This is a genomic window from Komagataeibacter europaeus LMG 18890, from assembly GCF_000285295.1.
GTDB classification, from domain to species: domain Bacteria; phylum Pseudomonadota; class Alphaproteobacteria; order Acetobacterales; family Acetobacteraceae; genus Komagataeibacter; species Komagataeibacter europaeus.
This window is the reverse complement of record NZ_CADP01000007.1, coordinates 12,426-33,914: the sequence shown is the minus strand read 5'-3', so window position 1 is coordinate 33,914 and position 21,489 is coordinate 12,426. Positions and strand designations below refer to the sequence as shown.

The 21,489-nt window shown below is 65.7% G+C and carries 17 protein-coding genes; 11 read left to right on the top strand and 6 right to left on the bottom strand.

All coding sequences use genetic code 11. The features are described from left to right. Positions 1-13: 13 nt before the first annotated feature. Positions 14-1,099, bottom strand: coding sequence for a cation diffusion facilitator family transporter (locus tag GEU01_RS04600; protein WP_026018501.1), 1,086 nt, complete (start codon positions 1,097-1,099; stop codon positions 14-16). 149 nt (positions 1,100-1,248) lie between these two features. Between GEU01_RS04600 and GEU01_RS04595 the strand changes: the two genes are divergently transcribed. Then, positions 1,249-2,934 carry an NAD(P)/FAD-dependent oxidoreductase gene (locus tag GEU01_RS04595; protein ID WP_019085123.1) on the top strand — a complete coding sequence of 562 codons (1,686 nt, stop codon included), beginning with the start codon at positions 1,249-1,251 and terminating at the stop codon, positions 2,932-2,934. 106 nt (positions 2,935-3,040) lie between these two features. Here GEU01_RS04595 and GEU01_RS04590 read toward each other — a convergent pair whose 3' ends face one another. Continuing rightward, positions 3,041-5,290 (bottom strand): primosomal protein N', encoded by a 2,250-nt coding sequence (locus tag GEU01_RS04590; protein ID WP_019085122.1) that lies wholly within the window; start codon positions 5,288-5,290, stop codon positions 3,041-3,043. Between the two features lie 240 nt (positions 5,291-5,530). Here GEU01_RS04590 and GEU01_RS04585 point away from each other — a divergent pair, with 240 nt between their 5' ends. From GEU01_RS04585 to GEU01_RS04575, 3 genes are read left to right on the top strand one after another with little or no spacing between them, the layout of a single operon-like run. Beyond that, the gene (locus GEU01_RS04585; protein WP_026018500.1) at positions 5,531-6,520 is read left to right on the top strand and encodes a tyrosine recombinase XerC; all 990 of its coding nucleotides are present in this window, start codon (positions 5,531-5,533) and stop codon (positions 6,518-6,520) included. Positions 6,521-6,532: 12 nt separating this feature from the next. Continuing rightward, positions 6,533-7,489, top strand: a complete 957-nt coding sequence (gene pip, locus GEU01_RS04580) for a prolyl aminopeptidase (RefSeq protein WP_019085120.1) — start codon at positions 6,533-6,535, stop codon at positions 7,487-7,489. Between the two features lie 8 nt (positions 7,490-7,497). Further along, positions 7,498-8,454, top strand: coding sequence for a retroviral-like aspartic protease family protein (locus GEU01_RS04575; protein WP_019085119.1), 957 nt, complete (start codon positions 7,498-7,500; stop codon positions 8,452-8,454). Between the two features lie 183 nt (positions 8,455-8,637). Here the strand turns inward: GEU01_RS04575 and GEU01_RS04570 are convergent, their stop codons facing one another. Continuing rightward, complete coding sequence (locus tag GEU01_RS04570; protein WP_019085118.1) at positions 8,638-9,111, bottom strand: hypothetical protein; 474 nt, start codon at positions 9,109-9,111, stop codon at positions 8,638-8,640. Between the two features lie 44 nt (positions 9,112-9,155). Next, complete coding sequence (locus GEU01_RS04565; RefSeq protein ID WP_010507216.1) at positions 9,156-9,494, bottom strand: P-II family nitrogen regulator; 339 nt, start codon at positions 9,492-9,494, stop codon at positions 9,156-9,158. 206 nt (positions 9,495-9,700) lie between these two features. Here GEU01_RS04565 and GEU01_RS04560 point away from each other — a divergent pair, with 206 nt between their 5' ends. The 4 genes from GEU01_RS04560 (at position 9,701) to GEU01_RS04545 (ending at position 14,602) form a co-directional block, all read left to right on the top strand. Then, positions 9,701-10,933 carry a UbiH/UbiF/VisC/COQ6 family ubiquinone biosynthesis hydroxylase gene (locus tag GEU01_RS04560; protein ID WP_010507215.1) on the top strand — a complete coding sequence of 411 codons (1,233 nt, stop codon included), beginning with the start codon at positions 9,701-9,703 and terminating at the stop codon, positions 10,931-10,933. Positions 10,934-11,037: 104 nt separating this feature from the next. Beyond that, positions 11,038-11,847: a serine O-acetyltransferase gene (cysE, locus tag GEU01_RS04555; protein WP_231289803.1), complete on the top strand. Its 810-nt coding sequence runs from the start codon at positions 11,038-11,040 to the stop codon at positions 11,845-11,847. Next, on the top strand, positions 11,847-13,103 hold the full coding sequence (locus GEU01_RS04550) for a TIGR03862 family flavoprotein (RefSeq protein WP_019085117.1): 1,257 nt from the start codon (positions 11,847-11,849) through the stop codon (positions 13,101-13,103). Before cysE ends, GEU01_RS04550 begins: the two co-directional genes overlap by 1 nt. Then, positions 13,100-14,602: an ATP-binding protein gene (locus tag GEU01_RS04545; protein WP_019085116.1), complete on the top strand. Its 1,503-nt coding sequence runs from the start codon at positions 13,100-13,102 to the stop codon at positions 14,600-14,602. Before GEU01_RS04550 ends, GEU01_RS04545 begins: the two co-directional genes overlap by 4 nt. Here GEU01_RS04545 and GEU01_RS26185 read toward each other — a convergent pair. Continuing rightward, the gene (locus GEU01_RS26185; RefSeq protein WP_162136424.1) at positions 14,593-14,865 is read right to left on the bottom strand and encodes a hypothetical protein; all 273 of its coding nucleotides are present in this window, start codon (positions 14,863-14,865) and stop codon (positions 14,593-14,595) included. The genes GEU01_RS04545 and GEU01_RS26185 overlap by 10 nt on opposite strands. 158 nt (positions 14,866-15,023) lie before the next feature. After that, positions 15,024-17,912 (bottom strand): Rne/Rng family ribonuclease, encoded by a 2,889-nt coding sequence (locus GEU01_RS04530; protein ID WP_019085113.1) that lies wholly within the window; start codon positions 17,910-17,912, stop codon positions 15,024-15,026. A 92-nt stretch (positions 17,913-18,004) separates the two neighbouring features. On the opposite strand from GEU01_RS04530, the gene GEU01_RS26180 reads away from it, so the two are divergent. The 3 genes from GEU01_RS26180 (at position 18,005) to GEU01_RS04510 (ending at position 21,459) form a co-directional block, all read left to right on the top strand. After that, positions 18,005-18,328 (top strand): hypothetical protein, encoded by a 324-nt coding sequence (locus tag GEU01_RS26180; protein ID WP_182356866.1) that lies wholly within the window; start codon positions 18,005-18,007, stop codon positions 18,326-18,328. Between the two features lie 247 nt (positions 18,329-18,575). Beyond that, positions 18,576-19,526: an N-acetylmuramoyl-L-alanine amidase family protein gene (locus GEU01_RS04515; RefSeq protein WP_019085110.1), complete on the top strand. Its 951-nt coding sequence runs from the start codon at positions 18,576-18,578 to the stop codon at positions 19,524-19,526. 358 nt (positions 19,527-19,884) lie between these two features. Then, positions 19,885-21,459, top strand: a complete 1,575-nt coding sequence (locus tag GEU01_RS04510) for a 2-isopropylmalate synthase (protein ID WP_010507201.1) — start codon at positions 19,885-19,887, stop codon at positions 21,457-21,459. The last annotated feature ends 30 nt before the right edge of the window (positions 21,460-21,489 follow it).

Genomic DNA, 21,489 nt, shown 5'->3' with positions numbered 1-21,489 from the left:
AAACTCGTTGGACCTAGACGGTGCGGGCGTCGGCAAGGACGCAGTGATCCGCGTCGTTCAGCGTTTCGATCTGGAACGTGGGATGGACGATGCCAAAGCGCTCACGCAGTTCATGCGCCGCGCGGTTCAGCAGCCCGTCGGCAGGGTGGCCGTTTTCACAGGCGCTGCGTACCAGATGGACCGTCAGCGCGGTTTCGGTGGTGCTGATCGGCCAGATATGCAGGTCATGCAGGTCGCATACGCCGGGCAGGGTGCGCAGGAAGGCATCCACCTGCGCCGCGTTGATGCCACGCGGCACGCGGTCCAGCGCCATGTCCAGCGAATCCCGCAAAAGCGACCATGTCGCCATGATAATGGACAGCGACACGACAAGGCAGATGATGGGGTCGATTCGCAGCCATCCCGTCATCAGGATCAGCCCGCCACCGGCCACCACCGCCAGCGACATCAGCGCATCCGACGCCATGTGCAGGAACGCGCCATGCAGGTTCAGGTCCGTCTTGCCGCCGCTGGCGAACAGCATGGCCGTTGCCCCGTTGACCGCAATGCCGATGCCCGCGACCACCATTACTGCGACACCGGCCACCGGGTGCGGGTGGATCAGGCGCAGCACGGCTTCCCACATGATGCCCCCGGTCACGACCAGCAGGGCCACCGCATTGCCCAGGGCGGCAAGGATGGATGACCGGCGCAGCCCGTACGTGAAATCGCGGCTGGGTGAACGGCGCGACAGGATTTCCGCCAGCCACGCAGCGCCCAGGGCGAGCACGTCCGACAGGTTGTGCCCCGCATCCGCCAGCAGCGACAGCGCATGGCTGCGCACGCCCCACGCCGCTTCCCCGATGACATAGACAAGGTTGAGCGCGATGCCGATGGCAAACGCCCGGCCATAGGATGCAGGCGTGTGGACATGGTGGTGGCCAAACAGCCCGCCATGGTCGTGCCCGCAGTCGTGACCTGCATGGTCATGTCCGTCATGGTCGTCGTGACCATGGCCCGCATGACCATCGGGGCTGTGGGCGTTGTGGGCGTCATGGCCATGATCGTGGTTGTGCCCATGGCCGTCATGGTCGCCATGGTTATGCTGGCACTCACCCATGGGGCAGCATCCATTCAGCAGTGGGATTGAAAGCGTGCCGCCTTCCTAGCAGAAGGTTGCGGCACGTCACCAGCACTTAGCGCATTTTGTGCATGGGGCCGGCGTGATATGGCATCGCGACGGCCTCACTGCCATGGAAACGCGACCCGATGATCCGACTGACCGAACTGCGCCTGCCCATCGACCATGACGACGCTGCCCTGACGCAGGCCGTGGCCGACCGGCTGGGTGTGCCTGTCATGGACATCAGTGACGTGACCATATTCCGTCGCGGGCATGACGCCCGCCGCAGGCACCGTATCATGCTGGTCTATACGGTGGACTGCGCCGTGCGGGATGAAGCCGCTGTCCTCGCTGCGCATGACGGCGCGCGTGATATCATGCCTGCCCCCGATACGTCCTATCGTTTCGTGGTGGATGATGGTCCGGCCATGGCGCGGATGGCCGGATTCGTGCGGCCGGTGGTGATCGGGGCGGGGCCATGCGGGCTGATGGCGGCCCTGGTGCTGGCGCAGATGGGGCTGCGTCCGCTGGTGCTCGAACGCGGCAAGGTGGTGCGTGAGCGCACGGTCGATACTTTCGCCCTGTGGCGCAAATCCATCCTGAACCCCGAAAGCAACGTGCAGTTTGGCGAAGGGGGGGCGGGAACGTTCTCGGACGGCAAGCTGTACAGCCAGGTCAGCGACCCCCGGCATTACGGGCGCAAGGTGCTGGCGGAATTCGTGCGTGCGGGCGCGCCGGAGGAAATCCTCTATCTTTCCCGTCCCCATATCGGCACCTTCCGCCTTGTCTCGATGGTGGAGCGTATCCGCGCCGAGATCGAGGCACTTGGTGGCGAATACCGTTTTGGCGCGCATGTGACCGATTTCGTAACGCAGGACGATGGCGCGGGTGGCCAGCGTATCGCTGCCCTGCGCCTGGCGGACGGGGATGAAATCGCGGCAGGCCATGTCGTGCTGGCGATTGGCCACAGCGCGCGCGACACCTTTGCATCCCTGCATGCGGCGGGCGTGGACATGGTGGCCAAGCCGTTTTCAATCGGCGTGCGGATCGAACATCCGCAATCCATCATCAACACCGCCCGTTATGGCCAGCCCGACACCGTGCCGTTGCTGGGGGCGGCCGATTACAGGCTGGTGCACCATGCGGCCAACGGGCGCGGGGTCTATTCGTTCTGCATGTGTCCCGGTGGCACGGTGGTCGCGGCCACGTCGGAAGTGGGGCAGGTGGTGACCAATGGCATGAGCCAGTATTCCCGCGCCGAACGCAACGCCAATGCGGGCATCGTGGTCGGCGTGACGCCGGAACGCGATTATCCCGGCGGCCCGCTGGCCGGTATCGCGTTCCAGCGTGAGTGGGAGCGCAAGGCGTTCGAAGCCGGTGGCGGCGCCTATTTCGCCCCGGCCCAGACGGTGGGGGATTTCCTTGACGGCAGGCCCTCGACCGCGTTGGGCGATGTCGTGCCGTCCTACAGGCCCGGTGTCACGCCGACCGACCTCGCGCTCTGCCTGCCGGAATTCGCGGTGACCGCCATGCGTGAGGCGCTGCCCGCGTTCGAACGCAAGATACCGGGCTTTTCCATGCGTGACGCCATCATGACCGGGGTGGAGACGCGCACGTCCTCTCCCCTGCGCATCCCGCGCGGGGTGGACGGGCAGGGCGTGAACATGCGCGGCCTGTTCCCGGCGGGTGAAGGGGCGGGTTATGCCGGTGGCATCCTGTCGGCGGGGATTGACGGCACCCGCATTGCCGAGGCCGTGGCCCTGTCGCTGGCCGGCCGCCCGGTTGATGGGACCATGCAGCGTGGCATGACGCACGCGACCGACGCGCAGTGAACCAAAACGGATAAAAGTTTTTGGTGAAGCTTTTTTCAAAAAGCTTCAGGGAACGTCGCCTTTTTGAAAAAAGGCGGCACCCAAAAACCTTTATTTTTTAAGTAATTTACAGGAACGAGACCGGATCAATATCCACATCGATCCGCGCCCCGCGCTCAGGCTTTACGCGCGACAGCCATTCACGCACGATCGGCTGCACCGCGATATTGCGCCGCGCGCGCAGCAGCAGGCGAAAGCGGTGCCGCCCACGCAGGATGGCCAGTGGTGCGGGGGCGGGGCCCAGCACCTGCACGCCGTCCATCCGGGGCGCGTTCTGGCCCAGCGCGCGCGCGGTCAGGTCCGCCGCATCGGGTGCTTCCGCGCTGACGATCAGGGCGGCCAGCCGCCCATAAGGGGGCCAGAAGCCGGGACGGCGCTGTTCGGCTTCCTGTTCCATGAAGCTTGCGAAATCGCCCGATACCAGCGCCTGCATGACCGGGTGGTCGGGCACGTAGCTTTGCAGCAGCACGCGGCCCGGTGCCTCGGCACGGCCCGCGCGGCCCGCGACCTGGTGCAATAGCTGCACCGTGCGCTCGGACGCGCGCAGGTCGCCACCCCCCAGGCCCAGATCGGCATCCACGATTCCCACCAGCGTCAGGTGCGGGAAATGCCAGCCCTTGGCCACGATCTGCGTGCCGATCACCAGGTCGATCTCGCGCCGGGCGATGCGCTCCACGGCGGCGGCGGTGGCGGAGGGGCCATTCAGCGTATCGCTGGCCATGACCAGTATCCGCGCATCGGGAAAGGTGGCGCGGGCTTCTTCCGTTATCCGCTCCACGCCGGGGCCGATGGGGGTCAGGCTGTCGGCATCGGCGCATTTGGGGCAGGTCTGGGGAATGGGTTCGTCATACCCGCAATGGTGACAGGTCAGGATATGGCGCGCGCGGTGTTCCACCAGCCATGCGGTGCAGTTGGGGCACTGCATGCGGTGGCCGCAGGTGCGGCACAGCGTCAGCGGCGCATAGCCGCGGCGGTTGAGGAACAGCATCGCCTGTTCCCCGCGCCCGATCGCATCATTGATCGCGCCGGTCAGCACGGGCGACAGGAACAGCCCGCGTTCGGGCGGGTCCGCGCGCATGTCCAGCGTTTCCACATCCGGCATGCTGGCATTGCCGTGGCGTGCCCCCAGCTTCAGGTGCCGGTACCGGCCCGCGCCGACATTGGCCAGGCTTTCAAGGCTGGGGGTGGCCGAGACCAGCACCACGGGGGCCCGGCTCATGCGCGCGCGTACCACCGCCATGTCGCGGGCGTGGTAGGTCACGCCGTCTTCCTGCTTGAAGGCGGTTTCGTGCTCCTCATCGACAATGATCAGGCCAAGCTGGTCGAACGGCAGGAACAGCGCCGATCGCGCCCCGACCACGACCCGCGCCGTGCCATCGGCCACCGCCCGCCATGTCACACGGCGCAGGCGGGAACCAAGGTCGGAATGCCACAGGGCGGGTTCCGCGCCGAAGCGGCGGGCAAACCGTCCGGTCCACTGGGCCGACAGCGCGATTTCTGGCAGCAGCACCAGCGCCTGCCGCCCCGCTGCGATACAGGCGGCTATGGCCTCCATGTAAATCTCGGTCTTGCCTGACCCGGTTACCCCTTCCAGCAGGGTGATGGAAAATCCGTTCTCCGCCACGCGGGCGCGCAGTTCGGTGGCGACGGTCGCCTGATCACCCTCCAGCATCGGGGGGCAATGCGCGGGATCGGGATTACTGAACGGTGGCGGCGGGGCGATTTCAACCGCCTGCAACGCACCGGCCTGCGCCAGCCCGCGTATCACGGCGGCACCCACGCCCGCGCGGCGGGCCAGTTCCGTCGTGGTCAGGGGGGAGCCTTCGGCGGCAATATCCAGCACCTTGTGCCGTGCTGGCGTCAGGCGCAGATCCGTGGGAAGCGCCGGGACCACGGCCCACCCGGTTGCGGGACGCGGCAGCGGGGCCAGCGCGTTGGCCCGCAACGCCATGGCCAGCACCATGCCCGGCGGGGAAAGGGTATAGGCCGCCACCCAGTCCACGAACTGCCGCAACTGCGCGGGCAGGGGCGGCAGGTCAAGCCGCGCGGCAACGGGTTTCAGGCGTGCGGTCGCCACTTCTTTTTGAGGCGGCAGGGTGAATTCGGGGGGCAGGCGCGATGTCGCGTCCCAGACCACCCCCGTTTCGGTGCGGCGGCCCAGTGGCACGCTTACGATATCACCGGGTTGCACACCGGCCAGGCGGGGCGGCAGCAGATAGTCCAGCGGCCCGGCAAAGGGCAGGGTCAGCATGACCCGCACCCGTCCATCGGCAGGGGCGGGCAGCAGGTCCGGTTGTGAAGCATTGCGATGCGGCATGTGTTTTTCTACCGTCAGGCATCGCCCGTGTCTTGTCCATCATTTGCGTAGGGCGCACACATCGTCGGAAGGGACTGTCTGAAAAGCCTGCTTGTGAAATGGCCGGAAAAAACCGGGAAGGTTTTTGGTGCAGCATTTTCCGGAAAGGCATCGCCTGGAAACTTTTATTATTTTTTATCAATGCGTTATTTTCAGGTAATGTCCAAGGTTACATGGCGACGGAATGAAAGGGCGCAGGACATGATGGCAACCGAAGCACGTGACGCGTTCCTGCAATGGATGGAAACCGAGCGCCGTGCCGCGGACCTGACGCTTGTGGCCTATCGGGGGGATCTGGACCGGTTCCTTGCATTCCTGACCACGCATCTGGGCGCGGAGCCGGATCTGGGGGCGCTGGCGGGCCTGTCCCTGACCGACCTGCGCGCATGGCTGGCCCATGAACATGCCGCAGCCTTGGGTGGTCGCCGCCCCACCACGCAGGACCGCGCCGCGCGGACACGCGCGCGCCGGGTTTCGGCGCTGCGGTCCTTTTACCGTTATCTGGCGCGCTATCATGGTGTCGACAATCCGGCGCCGGGTCTGCTGGCCACGCCGCGCACGCGTCGCCCGCTGCCCCGCCCGCTGCCGCAGGCACAGGCGCTGGAGGTACCCGAAGGGGTATCCGATATCGCCCATACCCCCATGGCGCAGGTGCGCGACGGGGCATTGTTCATGCTGCTGTATGGCTGTGGCCTGCGTATTTCCGAAGCCCTGACGCTGGATGTGCGCGATCTGGATCAGGCTGGCACACTTGGCGATGGCACGAAGGGCGATGGTGTGCTGCGCATACGGGGCAAGGGCGGGAAGGAACGCATGGTGCCGGTGCTGCCGCAGGTCATGCAGGCGCTGTTGCGCTGGCGGGGCGTGCATCCGCTGCCGCAGCCCGATGCGCCATTGTTCGTCGGCGTGCGTGGGGGACGCCTGCAGGCGGGCATCGCCCAGCGCGCCATGCGGACATGGCGGCACATGGCGGGCCTGCCCGAACATGCAACCCCGCATGCCCTGCGGCATTCGTTTGCCACCCACCTTATGGAAGGGGGCGCCGACCTGCGCGTGATACAGGATCTGCTGGGCCATGCCAGCCTGTCCACCACGCAGCGCTATACGCTGGCGGACGAAGCCAGGCTTATGGATGTCTGGACACGGGCGCATCCCCATGCCACCGATACCCCGCCCGATACTGCACGATGAACAGGATTGCCCATGTCCCAGCGGTTTCCCTATCCCCCGATCGCCCCTTACGACCACGGCTGGCTTGATACGGGCGAGGGACACCGCATTTACTGGGAACTGTGCGGCAATCCCGATGGCATTCCGGTGGTGTTCCTGCATGGCGGTCCCGGTGGCGGCTGTTCGGCTTTCCAGCGCCAGATGTTCGACCCCGACCGCTACCGCATCCTGCTGTTTGACCAGCGTGGCTGCGGGCGATCGACCCCGCATGCCGCCCTTGCCAACAACACGACATGGCATCTTGTGGCGGATATCGAACGGCTGCGCGTCATGACGGGGGCGCAAAAATGGATGGTGTTTGGCGGGTCGTGGGGGTCAACGCTGGCGCTGGCCTATGCACAGGCGCATCCCGACCACGTCAGCGCGCTGGTGCTGCGTGGCATCTTCACCCTGCGTCGGGCGGAACTGCTGTGGTATTATCAGGATGGCGCGTCATGGCTGTTTCCCGACCTGTGGGAGCAGTTTGTCGCCCCCATTGCGCCCGATGAACGCGGCGACCTGATGGCGGCCTATCACCGGCGGCTGACCGGCCCGGACCCGGAGGTGCAGATGAAAGCCGCCGTTGCGTGGAGTGTGTGGGAGGGACGCACCATTACCCTGCTGCCCGCGTCCGACACCATCATCCAGCATGCCGCCCCACGTTACGCGCTGGCGTTTTCGCGTATCGAGAACCATTATTTCATCAATGCCGGATGGCTGGATGAAGGACAGCTGATCCGTGATGTCGGCCGTATCCGGGATATCCCCGCCATTATCGTGCAGGGGCGCTATGACGTCACCACGCCCATGCGCACCGCGTGGGATCTGCACCGCGCATGGCCCGAGGCGGATTTCCGGATCATAGATACCGCGGCCCATGCCATGACCGAGCCGGGTATCCTGTCCGCCCTGCTGGATGCAACCGACACCATGGCCGGGCGACTGGCGTAGTGGCGGGAATGCGTGCATGGCTTGCGGCATGGGGACTTGCCGCCGCCATGGGGGTTGCCAGCCTGTCGGCCACATCGGCTGTGGCGGCACAGGATACGGTGCCGCGCCTGTGCAACCATGAACGCGTGGCGCAGGTACCGCTGCGTGATGACGGGGGGTACCTGTCCATTGTCGTCAGCATTGCGGGCCATGACCTTAGCGCGCTGGTGGATACGGGATCGGATGGTGGCCTGCTGACACCTGACATGGTTGGCTACCTGCGGCTGCGGCTTGATCCCGACCATGAAACCGTCATTCATGGTACGGGCGGGATGGCGCAGGCGACGCCGAACGCCCTGGTGCCGGATCTGCGGGTGGGTGGCGTCGATTTCGGCGCGCGTTCGGTGCCGGTGGGCGAACTGCCGGGCCAGCCGATGATCCATCCCCCCGTGGCCGGACTGCTGGGGGGCGATATCCTGTCGCGATTCGATCTGGATATGAACGTGTCCGCCGGCATGCTGACATTGTGGAACATCCAGCATCGATCCATGGCCTGCGCGCCGCCACCGGCATGGGACGGGCCGTATGAAACCGTGCCGCTGCACAGGCAGGACAACCGTTTCCTGCTGGAAGTGAAGCTGGATGGCAGGCCGGTCACGGCCCTGCTGGATAGTGGTGCGCGTTCACGCATCGTCTCGCCAGAGGTCGCACGCCGCGCCGGTGTCAGCCAGTCACAGCTTGACCGCGATCCCGGCGGCGTGACCGCCAGCGTGGACGGGCACAAGGATATCTATCACTGGCACCGCTTCGACAGCCTGCAGGTTGGCCATGAGCTGGAGCGCAATGTCACGCTGACCGTGGCGCCGCTACGCGAACATCTGGAAATGTTGCTGGGATCGGACTGGTTCGCCACCCATCAGGTGTGGATATCCTATGCTACCAACCAGATATTCATCCGGCCCACGCCACGGCAGGCCAGCAGATAAGGGACTGACTGGAAGACAGAAATTCCCGGGCGCGGCCTCTGTTGCTAGAAGACGGTGCTACCCGGAAACTTTCGTGGATGATTGCAAGATGTCCCAAAGGCGGACTTTTCAGGCAGTCTCCCACAAATCAGGCCCGGCATGGTCCGCCGGGCCTGGAATAATCGTCGGGGTGATCGGGGTGGATCAGCCCTTCAGCTTGGCGTTGCACACGCTGTAGTATCCGCCGCCCTTCTGGATCCAGCGCAGGCCGCCATTGGCGTTGGCGGCCTTGTTGGCGTTGTACTGGTCAAGGCAGGTGTGCATGCGCGCCTTGCCTGCGGCTTCCTTGCTGTATTTCGCGGAAACGGCATCGGGCAGCGTCGCGCTGGTGGATACGGGGGCCGCCGCCGGGGCCGTCGCCTTGGGGGCAGGGGCGGCGGCAGGGCTGGCCGCAGGGGCTGCTGTTTCAGCGGCCTTGGTCTCCGGGGTGGCGGCATCGCCGCACTGGGCGGTCTTGAAATCCTTGTAGCTCTGCCCGTTCAGCGTGCCTGCGGTGCGGGCGGTAGCGAATTTCTGGTGACACGACTTGGAGGTTTCGCGCGCATGTGCGGCGCCGGTGGACAGGGCAAGGGCAAGTACGGACGCGGTTGCGACCTTGAAACGGAATGATGTGGCCATTGAGTGGGTCGGTCCTGAAATGACGGTTGTAAAAGACACGCGGTTTACAGCGCGCTGTCGCCGGTTTCGCGCGTGCGGATGCGGATGACGCTGTCGAGGGGGGAAATGAAGATCTTGCCGTCACCGATCTTGCCGGTATGGGCGGCTTCCAGGATCGTTTCCACCGCCTGTTCAACCAGGTCGTCGGTCACGGCGACCTCGATCTTGATCTTGGGCAGGAAGCTGACGTGATATTCCGCCCCGCGATAGATTTCGGTCTGGCCTTTCTGCCGGCCAAAGCCCTTGACTTCCGATACGGTCAGCCCCTGTATCCCCAACGGGGTCAGGGCCTCACGCACATCGTCGAGCTTGAAAGGCTTGATGATGGCTGTGACAAGCTTCATCTCACCGCGTCTCCATTTCTGCTGTCCGGCCGGGCTGACCGTGTGTGAAAGATAAAGTAACGTTCCGTCTATACCCTGATCGGATGATGCATGTCATCCGCCTTCGCGCACCAGATGTGTTAAGCGCGCTTGTGTCTTTACCGTGGAGCGGCGTAAATCCGGCAGGCTTGCCGTCCCTGCCCGCACGGGCCAGAACAGGAAACGAAATGACCGCGAACATGCCATCCCACACCGCGCCCGGGCCCCTTGAGGTCGATGTCTGCATCGTGGGGGCTGGACCGGTGGGCGCGACACTTGCCTGCCGTCTGGCTGCTGATGGCCTGAAGGTCGCGATCATTGACCGCGCGGCCCTGCCGCCGATGGAACATCCCGCCTTCGATGGCCGCGCCTATGCCATTGCCGCGGGTTCACGCCGCCTGCTGGAAGAAGCGGGCGTGTGGCAGCGCCTGCCCATGGAATCGTGCGACATTCGCGAAATCCGCGTGACCGACGGCCGGCCGGGACAGCCGCCGTCGCCCCTGTTCCTGGAATTCGGGCGCGGCGATGCCGACCAGCCCTTTGGCGCGATGATCGAGGCGCGCGCCCTGCGCGTGGCGCTGAACGCAAGCCTGCACGCAACGCCCGGCCTGCATGTTTTCGCCCCTGACGAAGGGGTCGTGACCCGCAGTCCCGATGGTGCGGTCATCCGCACCGCCAGCGGGCGGGTCATCCATGCGCGTCTGGTCGTCGCGGCCGAGGGGCGGCGCAGCCCGCTGCGCGAACAGGCCCGCATCGCGGTTACGCGCCTGCCCTACAACCAGTGCGGCATCGTCTGCGCCGTGGCCCATGAACGCCCGCATGAAGGCCGCGCGCTGGAACATTTCCTGCCTGCCGGTCCGTTCGCGCAGCTGCCCATGGCGGGCACGGCCGAACACCCGAACCTGTCCGCCCTTGTCTGGACCGAAAGCGAGAAGGTCGCCCATCGCCTGGCGGACCTGCCGCATGATGCCTTCGCGCACGAAATCCGCCGCCGCATGGGTGATGACTGGCTGGGTGCGGTCAACCCGGTGGGGCGGCGGTGGGTCTATCCGCTTTCGGCGCAGTACGCGCAGCGTTATGTTGACACGCGCCTCGCCCTGGTGGGGGACGCGGCGCATGGCATCCACCCCATTGCGGGGCAGGGGCTGAACCTCGGTTTCCGTGACGTGATTGCCATGGCCGATATTCTGGGCCGCGTGCATGCCGGTGGCGGGGACGTTGGGGCTGCGGATGTGCTGCGCAGGTACCAGGCCCGCTGCCGTCCCGCCAACATGCTCATGCTGGTGGCGACCGATGCGCTGGAACGGCTGTTTGGCAACGACAACCCGGTCCTGCGCCTTGCGCGCGACGTGGGGCTTGCGACCGTCAACCGCATCACCCCGCTGCGCCGCGGCTTTGCCCGTCACGCCATGGGCCTGTAAAACGGGGATCGCGACGAATAACTGGGCCCAAGGGCCGGAACGGATGGCTTATGTCTGAAAAGCAGCCTGCTGGCATTCCCATGGATACACGCACGCGTCCCGTCATGCCGCCCACGCTGGGGCATGTGGACCCTGTCGCGCTGTGGCAGGAAATCGTGAATGGCGCGTGCGGGTGCAATGACCCGCTGGTCAAGGGGCTGCTGGCCACTGGCATCCGCAACCATGCGTCCTTCCGCTGTGCCCTGGCGGCCCTGATCGGTCGCAAGCTGGGGGACCGTTCGGTTGCGGATGACGCGCTGGCCGAACTGGTTAGCGAGGTATTCGACGCCGACCCCGATATCGTCAGCGCGGCGGCGGCCGACCTTGTCGCCATTCGTGAACGCGACCCGGCCACGGCCAATTACGTGACCCCCTTCCTGTTCTTCAAGGGTTATCACGCGGTGCAGAGCTACCGCGTGGCGCACTGGCTGTGGCACAACAACCGCAGCTACCTTGCCCTGCACCTGCAAAGCCGGTGTTCCGAACTGTTTGCCGTTGATATCCATCCTGCGGCAACGCTGGGACGGCGTATCCTGCTGGACCACGGCACGGGTATCGTCATAGGCGAGACATCGGTGCTGGAGGATGACGTGTCCCTGCTGCAGGGCGTGACCCTTGGGGGGACAGGCAAGAACGTGGGCGACCGCCACCCCAAGGTACGCCGGGGCGTGCTGATCGGGGCAGGGGCCAAGATCCTGGGCAATATCGAGATTGGCGAGGGGGCCAAGGTCGGCGCTGGCTCCATCGTGCTGGAATCCGTGCCCCCCTACACCACCGTGGTGGGCAACCCCGCCCGTATCGTGGGCACGCGGCATTCCAGCCTGCCCGCCTTCACCATGGACCAGATGCTGCCGCCGATCGATTATATCATCTGATGACCGAATTCGTTTTCAGGCCGCACGTCGCGGTCATTGGCGGTGGGCCCGCGGGCCTTGCCGCAGCCGAAATCCTGTCCGCGCACGGGTGCGGCGTCAGCGTGGTGGAACAGATGCCCACCATGGGGCGCAAGCTGCTCATTGCCGGGCGGGGGGGGCTCAACCTGACCCATTCCGAACCGGCCGACGCCTTTGCCGCCCGCTATGGCGCCGCGCGCCCGATGATGGAACGCGCCCTGCGGGCCTTTGCCCCGCGCGACATGGTGCAGTGGGCCGAAGGGCTGGGCCAACCCTGTTTTACCGGCAGTAGCGGACGTGTCTTTCCGCGCGCCATGAAGGCGTCGCCGCTGTTGCGGGCGTGGCTGGCGCGGCTTGCCGCCGCTGGCGTGCGACTGCTGACGCGCCACCGCTGGGATGGCTGGGACGCGGATGGCAGGCTGCTTGTATCAGGTCCCGGTGGCCCGGCATCGTGGCGGGTCAACGCCACGGTGCTGGCGCTGGGCGGGGCAAGCTGGGCGCGGCTGGGGGCAGATGGCGCATGGCGGGCGCGCCTGCTGGGGCTGGGTGTTGATGTATCGCCCTTTGCCCCCGCCAATTGTGGCTTCGTAACCGGGTGGCGTGCGCCGTTCACCACGCGTTTTGCGGGCACGCCGCTGCGGGGGATAGCACTGACGCTGGATGGGGGTGACACGGTGCGTGGGGAGGCCGTGGTGACCGGCGCGGGAATTGAAGGCGGCGCGGTCTATGCCCTGTCGGCTGCGATTCGCGACCGGATTGCCCGTGATGGCCATGCGCTGGTTCATGTCGACCTGCGGCCCGCGCTGGACGTGACGGAAATCGCCACCCGGATCGCCCGCGTGCGTTCGCGCGAAAGCCTGTCCAACACCCTGCGCAAGGCACTGCGGCTTCCGCCCGTGGCCATCGCCCTGCTGCGTGAGGGCGATGTGGGACCACCGCCGCGCGATCCTGCGGCCCTGGCCCGTCTGGTCAAGGCCGTGCCGGTGGTGCTGCGTGCGCCCGCGGCGCTGGACCGCGCCATTTCGGTGGCTGGTGGAATCGCGTGGCCCGCGCTGGACGAACATTTCATGCTGCGTGCGCTGCCCGGTGTTTTCGCCGCCGGTGAAATGCTGGACTGGGAGGCCCCGACCGGCGGTTATCTGCTGCAGGGCTGCATCGCGACCGGGCGCATGGCGGGACAGGGCGCATGGGAATGGTTGCGTGACTCGCAGCGCGGGCGGTATCCGTCAGCGCCATGAGTGTTGCGATCACGATTGGTGAACGGCGCGGGGCCATGGCGACGGATGCCCCCGTGACGATGGACCTGGCGGAACTGCTGTCCACCCGCCTGCTGGTGCAGGGCAATTCCGGGTCGGGCAAGTCGCACCTGCTGCGTCGCCTGCTGGAACAGTCCGCGCGCATGGTGCAGCAGGCGATCATCGACCCCGAGGGCGATTTTGTCAGCATAGCCGAACGCTACGGCCATCTGGTCATTGACGCCGCCGAACATACCGAAGCCGCATTGCAGGCGGCGGGGGAGCGGATGCGGATGCACCGGGCCTCCGTCGTGCTGAACCTTGAGGGCGTGGATGCGGAGGTGCAGATGCGCCGCGCCGCCGCCTTCCTTGGCGGCATGTTCGAGGTGCCGCGTGATTACTGGTACCCCGTGCTGGTCGTGGTGGATGAAGCCCAGCTTTTTGCACCTGCGGCGGCGGGCGAGGTATCGGACGAAGCGCGCCGGGCCTCGCTTGGCGCCATGACCAACCTCATGTGCCGTGGGCGCAAGCGGGGGCTGGCCGGGGTGATCGCGACCCAGCGCCTGGCCAAGCTGGCGAAGAATGTCGCGGCCGAGGCCTCGAACTTTCTCATGGGCCGCACTTTCCTTGATATCGACATGATGAGGGCGGCCGACCTGCTGGGCATGGAACGGCGGCAGGCCGAAAGTTTCCGTGACCTTGAACGCGGGTATTTCGTGGCCCTCGGTCCCGCCATATCCCGCAGGCCACTGGCCGTGAAGATCGGCCCGGTGGAAACCGAGAGCCGTTCGGCCGGTCCCACGCTCATGCCGTTCGAGCCGGTGCCAGCGGGGGACGAGATCCGTGAACTGATCCTGACCCCCGTGCCCGAACGCGAGATCCCGGCCCGTCCCGCGCGCAGTTTCAGCCCGCCGCCCGATATCCTGTCCCAACTGGCGGCCCACGCCGAAACCGCGACGGTGGACGTGGCGGAGGAGGAGCCGGATGCCCCGCCTGTCGACGCGGCGGCCCAGCGGCTGCGCTTTATCGAGATACTGACCGATATCCTGCGCGACGAGGATGCGGGTTTTCGTCCCGTACATGTGCTGTATCAGGATTTTCTCGTCCGCTGCCGGATCGAGGGCATGGGCCGTGATGCGCTGGACATGCCGCGCTTCCGCCGCCTGCTGGCGGTCGCCAAGGCCGGTGTGGATGCCCGCACGGCGGAAAGCGGGCAGTGGCGGCAGGCCGAACAGATGGCAGGCGTGCTGCCTGATGACGTGCAGGGCATCTTCCTGCTGATCGCGCGCGCCGCCCTGCATGGTGAACCCTGTCCGTCCGACAGCCTGATTGCCCGCACCTATGGCACCCATTCCCTGGGACGTGCCCGGCGGCAACTGGCCTATCTGGAGGAGCAGAACATGATTGTCCTGCGCAATGACGGGCTGGGTCGGCGCAGTGCCGCCATTATCGGTCCCGGCTGGGAAACCGCGCCCGCCCTGCCGGATGGCGGTCAGTCGTAAAGAAGCGCCGCCAGAACGCCGCCTGCCTGAAAAGGCAGCACCTGAAAACCTTTATTGTTGGCCGTGCCTGTCAGTAAAACTGGCATGGCCAGCGCCATTCCCTGCCGGGTGTGCGGAAAAAGACAAACGATTCCGGCATCAACCCGGACCGGATGGACTTTTTCTTCCAAGGTGATCCGGAACACGAAATCCTTCAGTCCTTTGACCTGTACAGTTTTTACATCAACGGGATCATGCAGGGGATAGTCGTGGTCATGGTGCATTGATGGAAAAGTAATAGAATTTTCCGGGTATCAATTTTTTCAAAAAATTTCGGTAGAAATCTGTAACGCAGATGGAAATCGGGATCCGTCCGGGTATGAAAAAACCTGCCTTCTTGCGAAGGCAGGTTTTTTTCACCGGTCAATCCATCACGCTGTCATCAGCGCTTCCACCATCCCGTGCGACGGCGTGTGGCTGGTGCGGCGTCCACGTCGATCGGGGTCGGCGCGGCATCCGCCGTGGTACCCGTGGTTTCAGCCTCCTCATCGGCCTTCTTGCGGCGGCGACGGGTTGCCGTCGTGGTCGTGGCCGTCTTGCGGGTTGTGGTCCGCTTTTTCGGGGTGGGCTTTTCAGCCTTTTCCGGTGCGGCGTCCGCTGTTTCGGCTACGGTTGGCGCAGCTTCCGCTTCCGGCGCGGGTTCAGCCTTCTTGCGGCGCGTGGTGCGGCGACGCTTGGGGGCTTCTTCCGTGGCCGGGGCTTCGGCTTCGGTCGGGGCGGCAGGCGTTTCCACTGCCGGTTCCTCGACCTTGTCCGCGGCCTTTGCCGCCGTGCGGGTGGTGCGGCGACGCGTGGTGGCCGTCGTGCCCGTGCTGCGGCTGGCCGCACGCTTGCGCGCGGGCTTGGCGGGGGCTGCTTCCTCGGTTGCCTTTTCTTCCGCCGGTTCCGCCTCTACAGCCTCATCAGCGGCCTTGCGGCGGGTGCTGGTGCGGCGCGTGGTGGTCGTGCTGGCACGACGGCGGCGTGGCTTGGGCGCTTCTTCCGCTGCCGGTTCCGCAGGTGCGGGGGCAGCTTCGGGTTCGGCTTCCACTTCCACGGCAGGCGGGGTTGCCTCGGCTTCCTGTGCAACCGGCGTCGCCTCGTTTTCCACCGGGGTGGTACGACGGCGCGTACGACGACGCGTGCGGCGTGGCTTGGTGGTTTCTTCCTCGGCCACCGGGGCCGGGGCGGCTTCTTCCACTTCGACCACCACCGGATCGGCTTCCACAACCACTTCGCTGGGTGCGGTCGTCTGTTCGATCACGTCAAAGATGTCGATGATCGCATCGCCATACGGATCAGCCGAGGTGGGGCCACGATAGGCTTCAGGAGCCGGGGCGGGCGCGGGAGGCGCGACCGGTGCGGGTGCTTCCTGTGCCGTATCCCCGGTTGCCTGCGTCTGGGCGGTCTGTGTGCCCGCGCCACGACGGCGGCGGCGACGGCGACGGCGACGATGGTCGGTGCCTGACGCGATATCCTCGTCCTCATCCGTGGTCGTGACGGCTTCGGCCGGGGTTTCCGCCCCTGGCGGTTCGGCCTGGATCTGGATTTCACGCACATGGCTGGTTTCAGCCACAGCCTGTTCGACCACCGGCGCATCGAAGCGGGCCGTCTGCTGGCGCACGCGCTCGATCTTGCATTCCTGCGGCTGCAGGGCGGCATCGGGGGCGAAGGTGACCTGCATCTTGTGCCGGGTTTCGATTTCCGACAGCCAGTTGCGCTTGTGGTTGAGGATGTAGAAGGCGATTTCCGGCGCGACGCCTACGGCGATCTCCGCCGCCTTGCGCTGCATGCCCTCTTCCTCGATCGCGCGCAGTACGTGCAGCGCCGAGCTTTCGATCCCGCGCACGATGCCGGTGCCCTGACAGTGCGGGCAGGGCATGAAGGCGGATTCGGCAATGGAGGGACGCAGGCGCTGGCGCGACATTTCCAGCAGGCCGAAATGCGAGATCTGGCCCACCTGAATGCGCGCGCGGTCAGTGCGCAGCGCGTCCTTCAGCTTGCGCTCGACCATGCCGTTGTGCTTGCGGCTTTCCATGTCGATGAAGTCGATGACGATCAGCCCGGCAAGGTCACGCAGGCGCAGCTGGCGGGCGACTTCCTCGGCCGCTTCGAGGTTGGTGCGCAGCGCCGTTTCCTCGATATTGCGCTCACGCGTGGCGCGGCCCGAGTTCACGTCGATCGCGACCAGCGCCTCGGTCTGGTTGATGACCAGATAGCCACCCGATTTCAGCTGCACGGACGGCGACAGCATGGAATCCAGCAGTCCCTCCACCTTGTAGTGGGAGAACAGGGTCTGTTCATGATCCTGCCACAGCCGTACCTTCTGCGCGTTCTGCGGCATGAGCATGCGCATGAACTCACGCGCGGACTTCCAACCCGGCTCGCCATCGATCAGGATCTCGCTGACCTCACGCGTGTAGATGTCGCGGATGGCGCGCTTGATCAGGCTGGCTTCTTCATAGATCAGGGCGGGGGCCACCGATTCCAGCGTGTGCTGGCGGATATCGTCCCACAGGCGCAGCAGGTATTCGCAGTCGCGCATGATTTCGGCGCGCGGGCGCTGGGCGCCGGCGGTGCGCACGATCATGGCCATGCCGCGCGGGATCTGCAGTTCGGTAATGATGTCACGCAGGCGGCGGCGGTCGGCCACCGAGGTGATCTTGCGCGAAACCCCCCCGCCACGCAGCGAGTTGGGCATGAGCACGCAATAGCGACCGGCCAGCGAGACATATGTGGTCAGCGCAGCGCCCTTGTTGCCGCGTTCTTCCTTGACCACCTGCACCAGCAGGATCTGGCGGCGGCGGATGACTTCCTGAATCTTGTAGTTGCGCAGGAAGCGCGCGATGCGGCGCTGGGCCTGCGCTTCGTCGCCGGTGTCGTTTTCGCCGCCTACGGTTTCGGGCTCGTCGTCCTCGCCGGGTTCCTCGCCTTCCTCGGCGGTGGCGGCGGGGGCATCATCTTCCTCGTCGTCACGCGCGCGGCGTTCTTCTTCCGCGCGGCGTTCCTCTTCCTGCAGCGCCAGCAGCTTTTCGCGGTCGGCTACGGGGATCTGGTAATAATCGGGGTGGATCTCACTGAAGGCCAGGAACCCGTGGCGGTTGCCGCCATAATCCACGAACGCAGCCTGCAGGCTGGGTTCCACGCGGATAACCTTGGCCAGATAGATGTTGCCCTTGAGCTGCTTCTTGGATGCAGCTTCAACATCGTAATCTTCCAGGTGGTTACCATCCATCACGACCACGCGGGTTTCTTCCGCGTGGGTCGTGTCGATCAGCATGCGTTTGCTCATAAATAGGCGCACTCCGGTATGTCGCGTTCCGGCATCCGGGCTGCGCGCGCGATCCGTGGCGGCAGGGGGAGGCGGGGGGAACGGACAGAAACATGAAAAAACAGGCGACCGGACCCGGACGGAACACCACCGCGCGGCGCGCGGGCGGACAGGCCATGCCTGCCGCGTTGACGCGGCGCATTCGTGCCGCCCGCGGTGGGGCATGGTGTCATCGCATGTGCGGCAGAAACCCGCGTGGTGTTCAATCCATCCTCGGTCATGACTGGGGGAGGGCGCGGCCCGGCCTGATTGCCGGGGCGGGACCTTCCGTATCGACTGGTATGCCATCCGGTTTCCTGTCGATGGGGAACACCGGCGCGGCAGCGTCAGGTCGTGCGTGGCATGTGCCCCCACGCCGTGGCGTGGCCGGTATGTAAGACCGGTAAGCGTATGCCGCGCATGCATGATGCATGCCGGATGGAGAAAGTCATGCCTGCTGGCATCGGTCCGTTTCGGACATGCCCGCAAGGCAGCCGGACTTGGCGTGGTCCATCACGGCTGGGCAGCATGGCGCAATGAAACCATTCCTGCAAGGGGGCCTTGCGTTTATCCCGCTGACGACCGGCCCGTACGATGATAAGGAAAGCGGACAGACCCGTAACTGTTTTGACCGGAACAAGATGCATGCCCAAAGGCCGGCCGGATGGAAATGATGCCCTGCAGCCCACGCCACGACACGATGGCACGGGCGGGCGTGTGCCCGACCTGGCGCGGCGCCTGCTGGTGGGGGGGCTGGCCGGGCTTGCGCCCACGACGGCACTGGCGCGGGTGGCGGCGCATGTCCCGGCCCATGCCGTAACCACCCATCATGCCGCCAGCCGCGTGCCCCATGCGCCGCTGCATGCCCCGGCCATTGTCGGCCGCGCGGCACCGCCAAAGCCGCTGGTCATGCTGGACCCCGGCCATGGCGGCAAGGATCCTGGCGCGATCGGCATTTCCGGTACGTATGAAAAGCATGTGGCGGAAGCGGCGGCCAGCGAACTGCAGCGCCAGCTTGAAGCCAGCGGGCGTTACCGTGTCGCGATGACCCGCGCCGATGACCGCTTCATCCCGCTGGAAGTCCGGGTGGACATCGCCCATAGCCACAAGGCGTCGCTGTTCATATCCATGCATGCCGATGCCCTGACCAACCGCGCCGTGCGCGGGGCCAGTGTCTATACCCTGTCGTCAAAGGCGTCGGACCGGCAGACGGCCACGCTGGCCCGCACGGAAAACAGCGCCGACCGTTATGGTGGCCCGCAGGTGCATGCGGATTCGCCCGAAGTGCAGGAAATCCTCGCCAGCCTCGTGACCGAGGAAACGCGCCACGGGGCGGCCCACATGGCCAGCAGCATCGTCACCGCTTTCCGCCCGCGCATCGGGCTGCTGCAGCATCCGGCGCGCCATGCCTCGTTCGTGGTGCTGAAATCGGCCGATATCCCCTCCGTCCTGGTGGAGATGGGATTCATGTCCAACCACATGGATGAAGCAGCCCTGCGCCAGGCCGCCCACCGCATGGTGGTGGCGGGCGCGATGGTGCAGGCGATCGACCGCTATTTCGCAACCGACAGCATGGTGACCCATGCCACGGGCTGACGTGGCGCGCGATGGGGCATGGCGGTCCGGCCTCCCGTCCGCGTGATGGGGAAAGCGCGTGCTTTTACGGTTGCAATCGGGGGTCGGGCCTGTATTGTGCCCGCCATGGTAACGATAGCGCACATTGCTGGGGCTGGAACGGGCGCATACGCGCACCTGTCCGCGCGCGCATGTGCCGGTGCCGGGCTTCTTCGTCTTCGACTTATCCGCCCCTGAGCGATCAGGGCCGGCCGCGTGCCGGTGCGCCCAGGGGATTGATCAGGCCGGCCCACGCCGGTTTGCGAACACGCATGACAGTGGCACGCGACAACCGTGCCACCGCCCGTCACACAACAGGACCAAGTCCGAGGTTATTACCATGAGCATCGACCATCCTTCCTTTGGCCGTATCGACCCCAACCGTGTCATCATTTTCGACACCACCCTGCGTGATGGGGAGCAGTCGCCCGGTTTTTCCATGAACCTCGCGGAAAAGCTGCGCATGGCCGAAGCGCTGGAGGAACTGGGCGTGGACGTGATGGAAGCGGGCTTTCCCGTGGCGTCCAAGGGGGATTTCGACAGCGTCTACCAGATCGCGCAGAAGGTGAAGGACACCGTCGTATGCGCACTGGCGCGCAGCGGTGGCAAGAATGACATCGCCAGCGCGGGCGAGGCGATCCGGCCGGCAAGGCGCGGGCGTATCCACAACTTCATCTCCACCTCGCCGCTGCACATGAAATACAAGCTGCGCATGGAGCCCGAAACGGTTCTGGAAGTGATCGAGGCAGGCAACCGCGCCGCCCGCCAGTTCACCGATGACGTGGAATGGTCGGCGGAAGACGGCTCGCGCACTGATCCCGACTTCCTGTGCCGCTGTGTGGAAACCGCCATCCGCGCGGGTGCCACCACCATCAACATCCCCGATACCGTCGGCTATTCCACGCCGGAAGACATGGCCCGCATCTTTGCTGACCTGCGCGCGCGCGTGCCAGGCGCCGATGGGGTGATCTTCTCCACCCACAACCATAACGATCTGGGCCTGGGCGTGGCCAACACGGTTGCGGCGCTGAAGGCAGGCGCACGGCAGGTGGAATGCACCATCAACGGCATTGGCGAACGCGCGGGCAATGCGGCGCTGGAGGAAATCATCATGGTGCTGCGCACGCGCCATGACGTGCTGCCGTTCACCACCGGTATCCATACCGAACGCCTGCTGCGCACCTCGCGCATGCTGGCCACCATCACCGGCTTTGACGTGCAGCCCAACAAGGCCATCGTGGGGCGCAACGCGTTCGCGCATGAAAGCGGCATCCATCAGGATGGTATCCTGAAAAACGCCGCGACCTATGAGATCATGACGCCCGAAAGCGTGGGCTGGACCCGTTCCTCGCTGGTGCTGGGCAAGCATTCGGGCCGTGCGGCCTTCCGCGACAAGCTGAAGGCGATGGGCTACGACAATCTGGAAGAAGCGCAGTTCAACGAGGCATTTTCACGCTTCAAGGATCTGGCCGACCGCAAGAAGGTCATCTACGACGAGGATCTGGTGGCGCTGGTCGATGACGAAGTGCGCGACCATGCCCGCATCCGCTTCGTATCACTGGACGTGACCGCCGGTTCCCGTCGCCCGGCCACCGCCGATCTGGTGCTGGATGTCGACGGGAAGCGCGAGGAAGGTCGTGCCGAAGGGCAGGGGCCGGTTGACGCCGCGTTCAACGCCATCCGCGCCATTGTCGCCCATGACGCAACCCTGCAGCTGTATTCCGTCGGTGCCGTGACCGAAGGCAGCGATGCGCAGGCCCGTACTTCGGTCCGTCTGGAAGAAGGCGGCAAGCTGGTTGATGGCCAGGGTGCGGATGCCGACACGCTGGTGTCCGCCGTGCGGGCCTATGTCCATGCGCTGAACAAGCTGCTGGTCAAGCGTGACCGTGCCGAACCCGCGGCGCTGGATGCCTGATCCCCGGCGGTTCGGGCAATCCTGCCGCCA

Bases quoted from the DNA above. Each gene is read 5' to 3' on its own strand.
- GEU01_RS04600 (WP_026018501.1), bottom strand. From the start codon at position 1,099: ATGGGTGAGTGCCAGCATAACCATGGCGACCATGACGGCCATGGGCAC.
- GEU01_RS04595 (WP_019085123.1), top strand. From the start codon at position 1,249: ATGATCCGACTGACCGAACTGCGCCTGCCCATCGACCATGACGACGCT.
- GEU01_RS04590 (WP_019085122.1), bottom strand. From the start codon at position 5,290: ATGCCGCATCGCAATGCTTCACAACCGGACCTGCTGCCCGCCCCTGCC.
- GEU01_RS04585 (WP_026018500.1), top strand. From the start codon at position 5,531: ATGATGGCAACCGAAGCACGTGACGCGTTCCTGCAATGGATGGAAACC.
- pip (WP_019085120.1), top strand. From the start codon at position 6,533: ATGTCCCAGCGGTTTCCCTATCCCCCGATCGCCCCTTACGACCACGGC.
- GEU01_RS04575 (WP_019085119.1), top strand. From the start codon at position 7,498: ATGCGTGCATGGCTTGCGGCATGGGGACTTGCCGCCGCCATGGGGGTT.
- GEU01_RS04570 (WP_019085118.1), bottom strand. From the start codon at position 9,111: ATGGCCACATCATTCCGTTTCAAGGTCGCAACCGCGTCCGTACTTGCC.
- GEU01_RS04565 (WP_010507216.1), bottom strand. From the start codon at position 9,494: ATGAAGCTTGTCACAGCCATCATCAAGCCTTTCAAGCTCGACGATGTG.
- GEU01_RS04560 (WP_010507215.1), top strand. From the start codon at position 9,701: ATGACCGCGAACATGCCATCCCACACCGCGCCCGGGCCCCTTGAGGTC.
- cysE (WP_231289803.1), top strand. From the start codon at position 11,038: ATGCCGCCCACGCTGGGGCATGTGGACCCTGTCGCGCTGTGGCAGGAA.
- GEU01_RS04550 (WP_019085117.1), top strand. From the start codon at position 11,847: ATGACCGAATTCGTTTTCAGGCCGCACGTCGCGGTCATTGGCGGTGGG.
- GEU01_RS04545 (WP_019085116.1), top strand. From the start codon at position 13,100: ATGAGTGTTGCGATCACGATTGGTGAACGGCGCGGGGCCATGGCGACG.
- GEU01_RS26185 (WP_162136424.1), bottom strand. From the start codon at position 14,865: ATGCACCATGACCACGACTATCCCCTGCATGATCCCGTTGATGTAAAA.
- GEU01_RS04530 (WP_019085113.1), bottom strand. From the start codon at position 17,912: ATGAGCAAACGCATGCTGATCGACACGACCCACGCGGAAGAAACCCGC.
- GEU01_RS26180 (WP_182356866.1), top strand. From the start codon at position 18,005: ATGAAAAAACAGGCGACCGGACCCGGACGGAACACCACCGCGCGGCGC.
- GEU01_RS04515 (WP_019085110.1), top strand. From the start codon at position 18,576: ATGCCCAAAGGCCGGCCGGATGGAAATGATGCCCTGCAGCCCACGCCA.
- GEU01_RS04510 (WP_010507201.1), top strand. From the start codon at position 19,885: ATGAGCATCGACCATCCTTCCTTTGGCCGTATCGACCCCAACCGTGTC.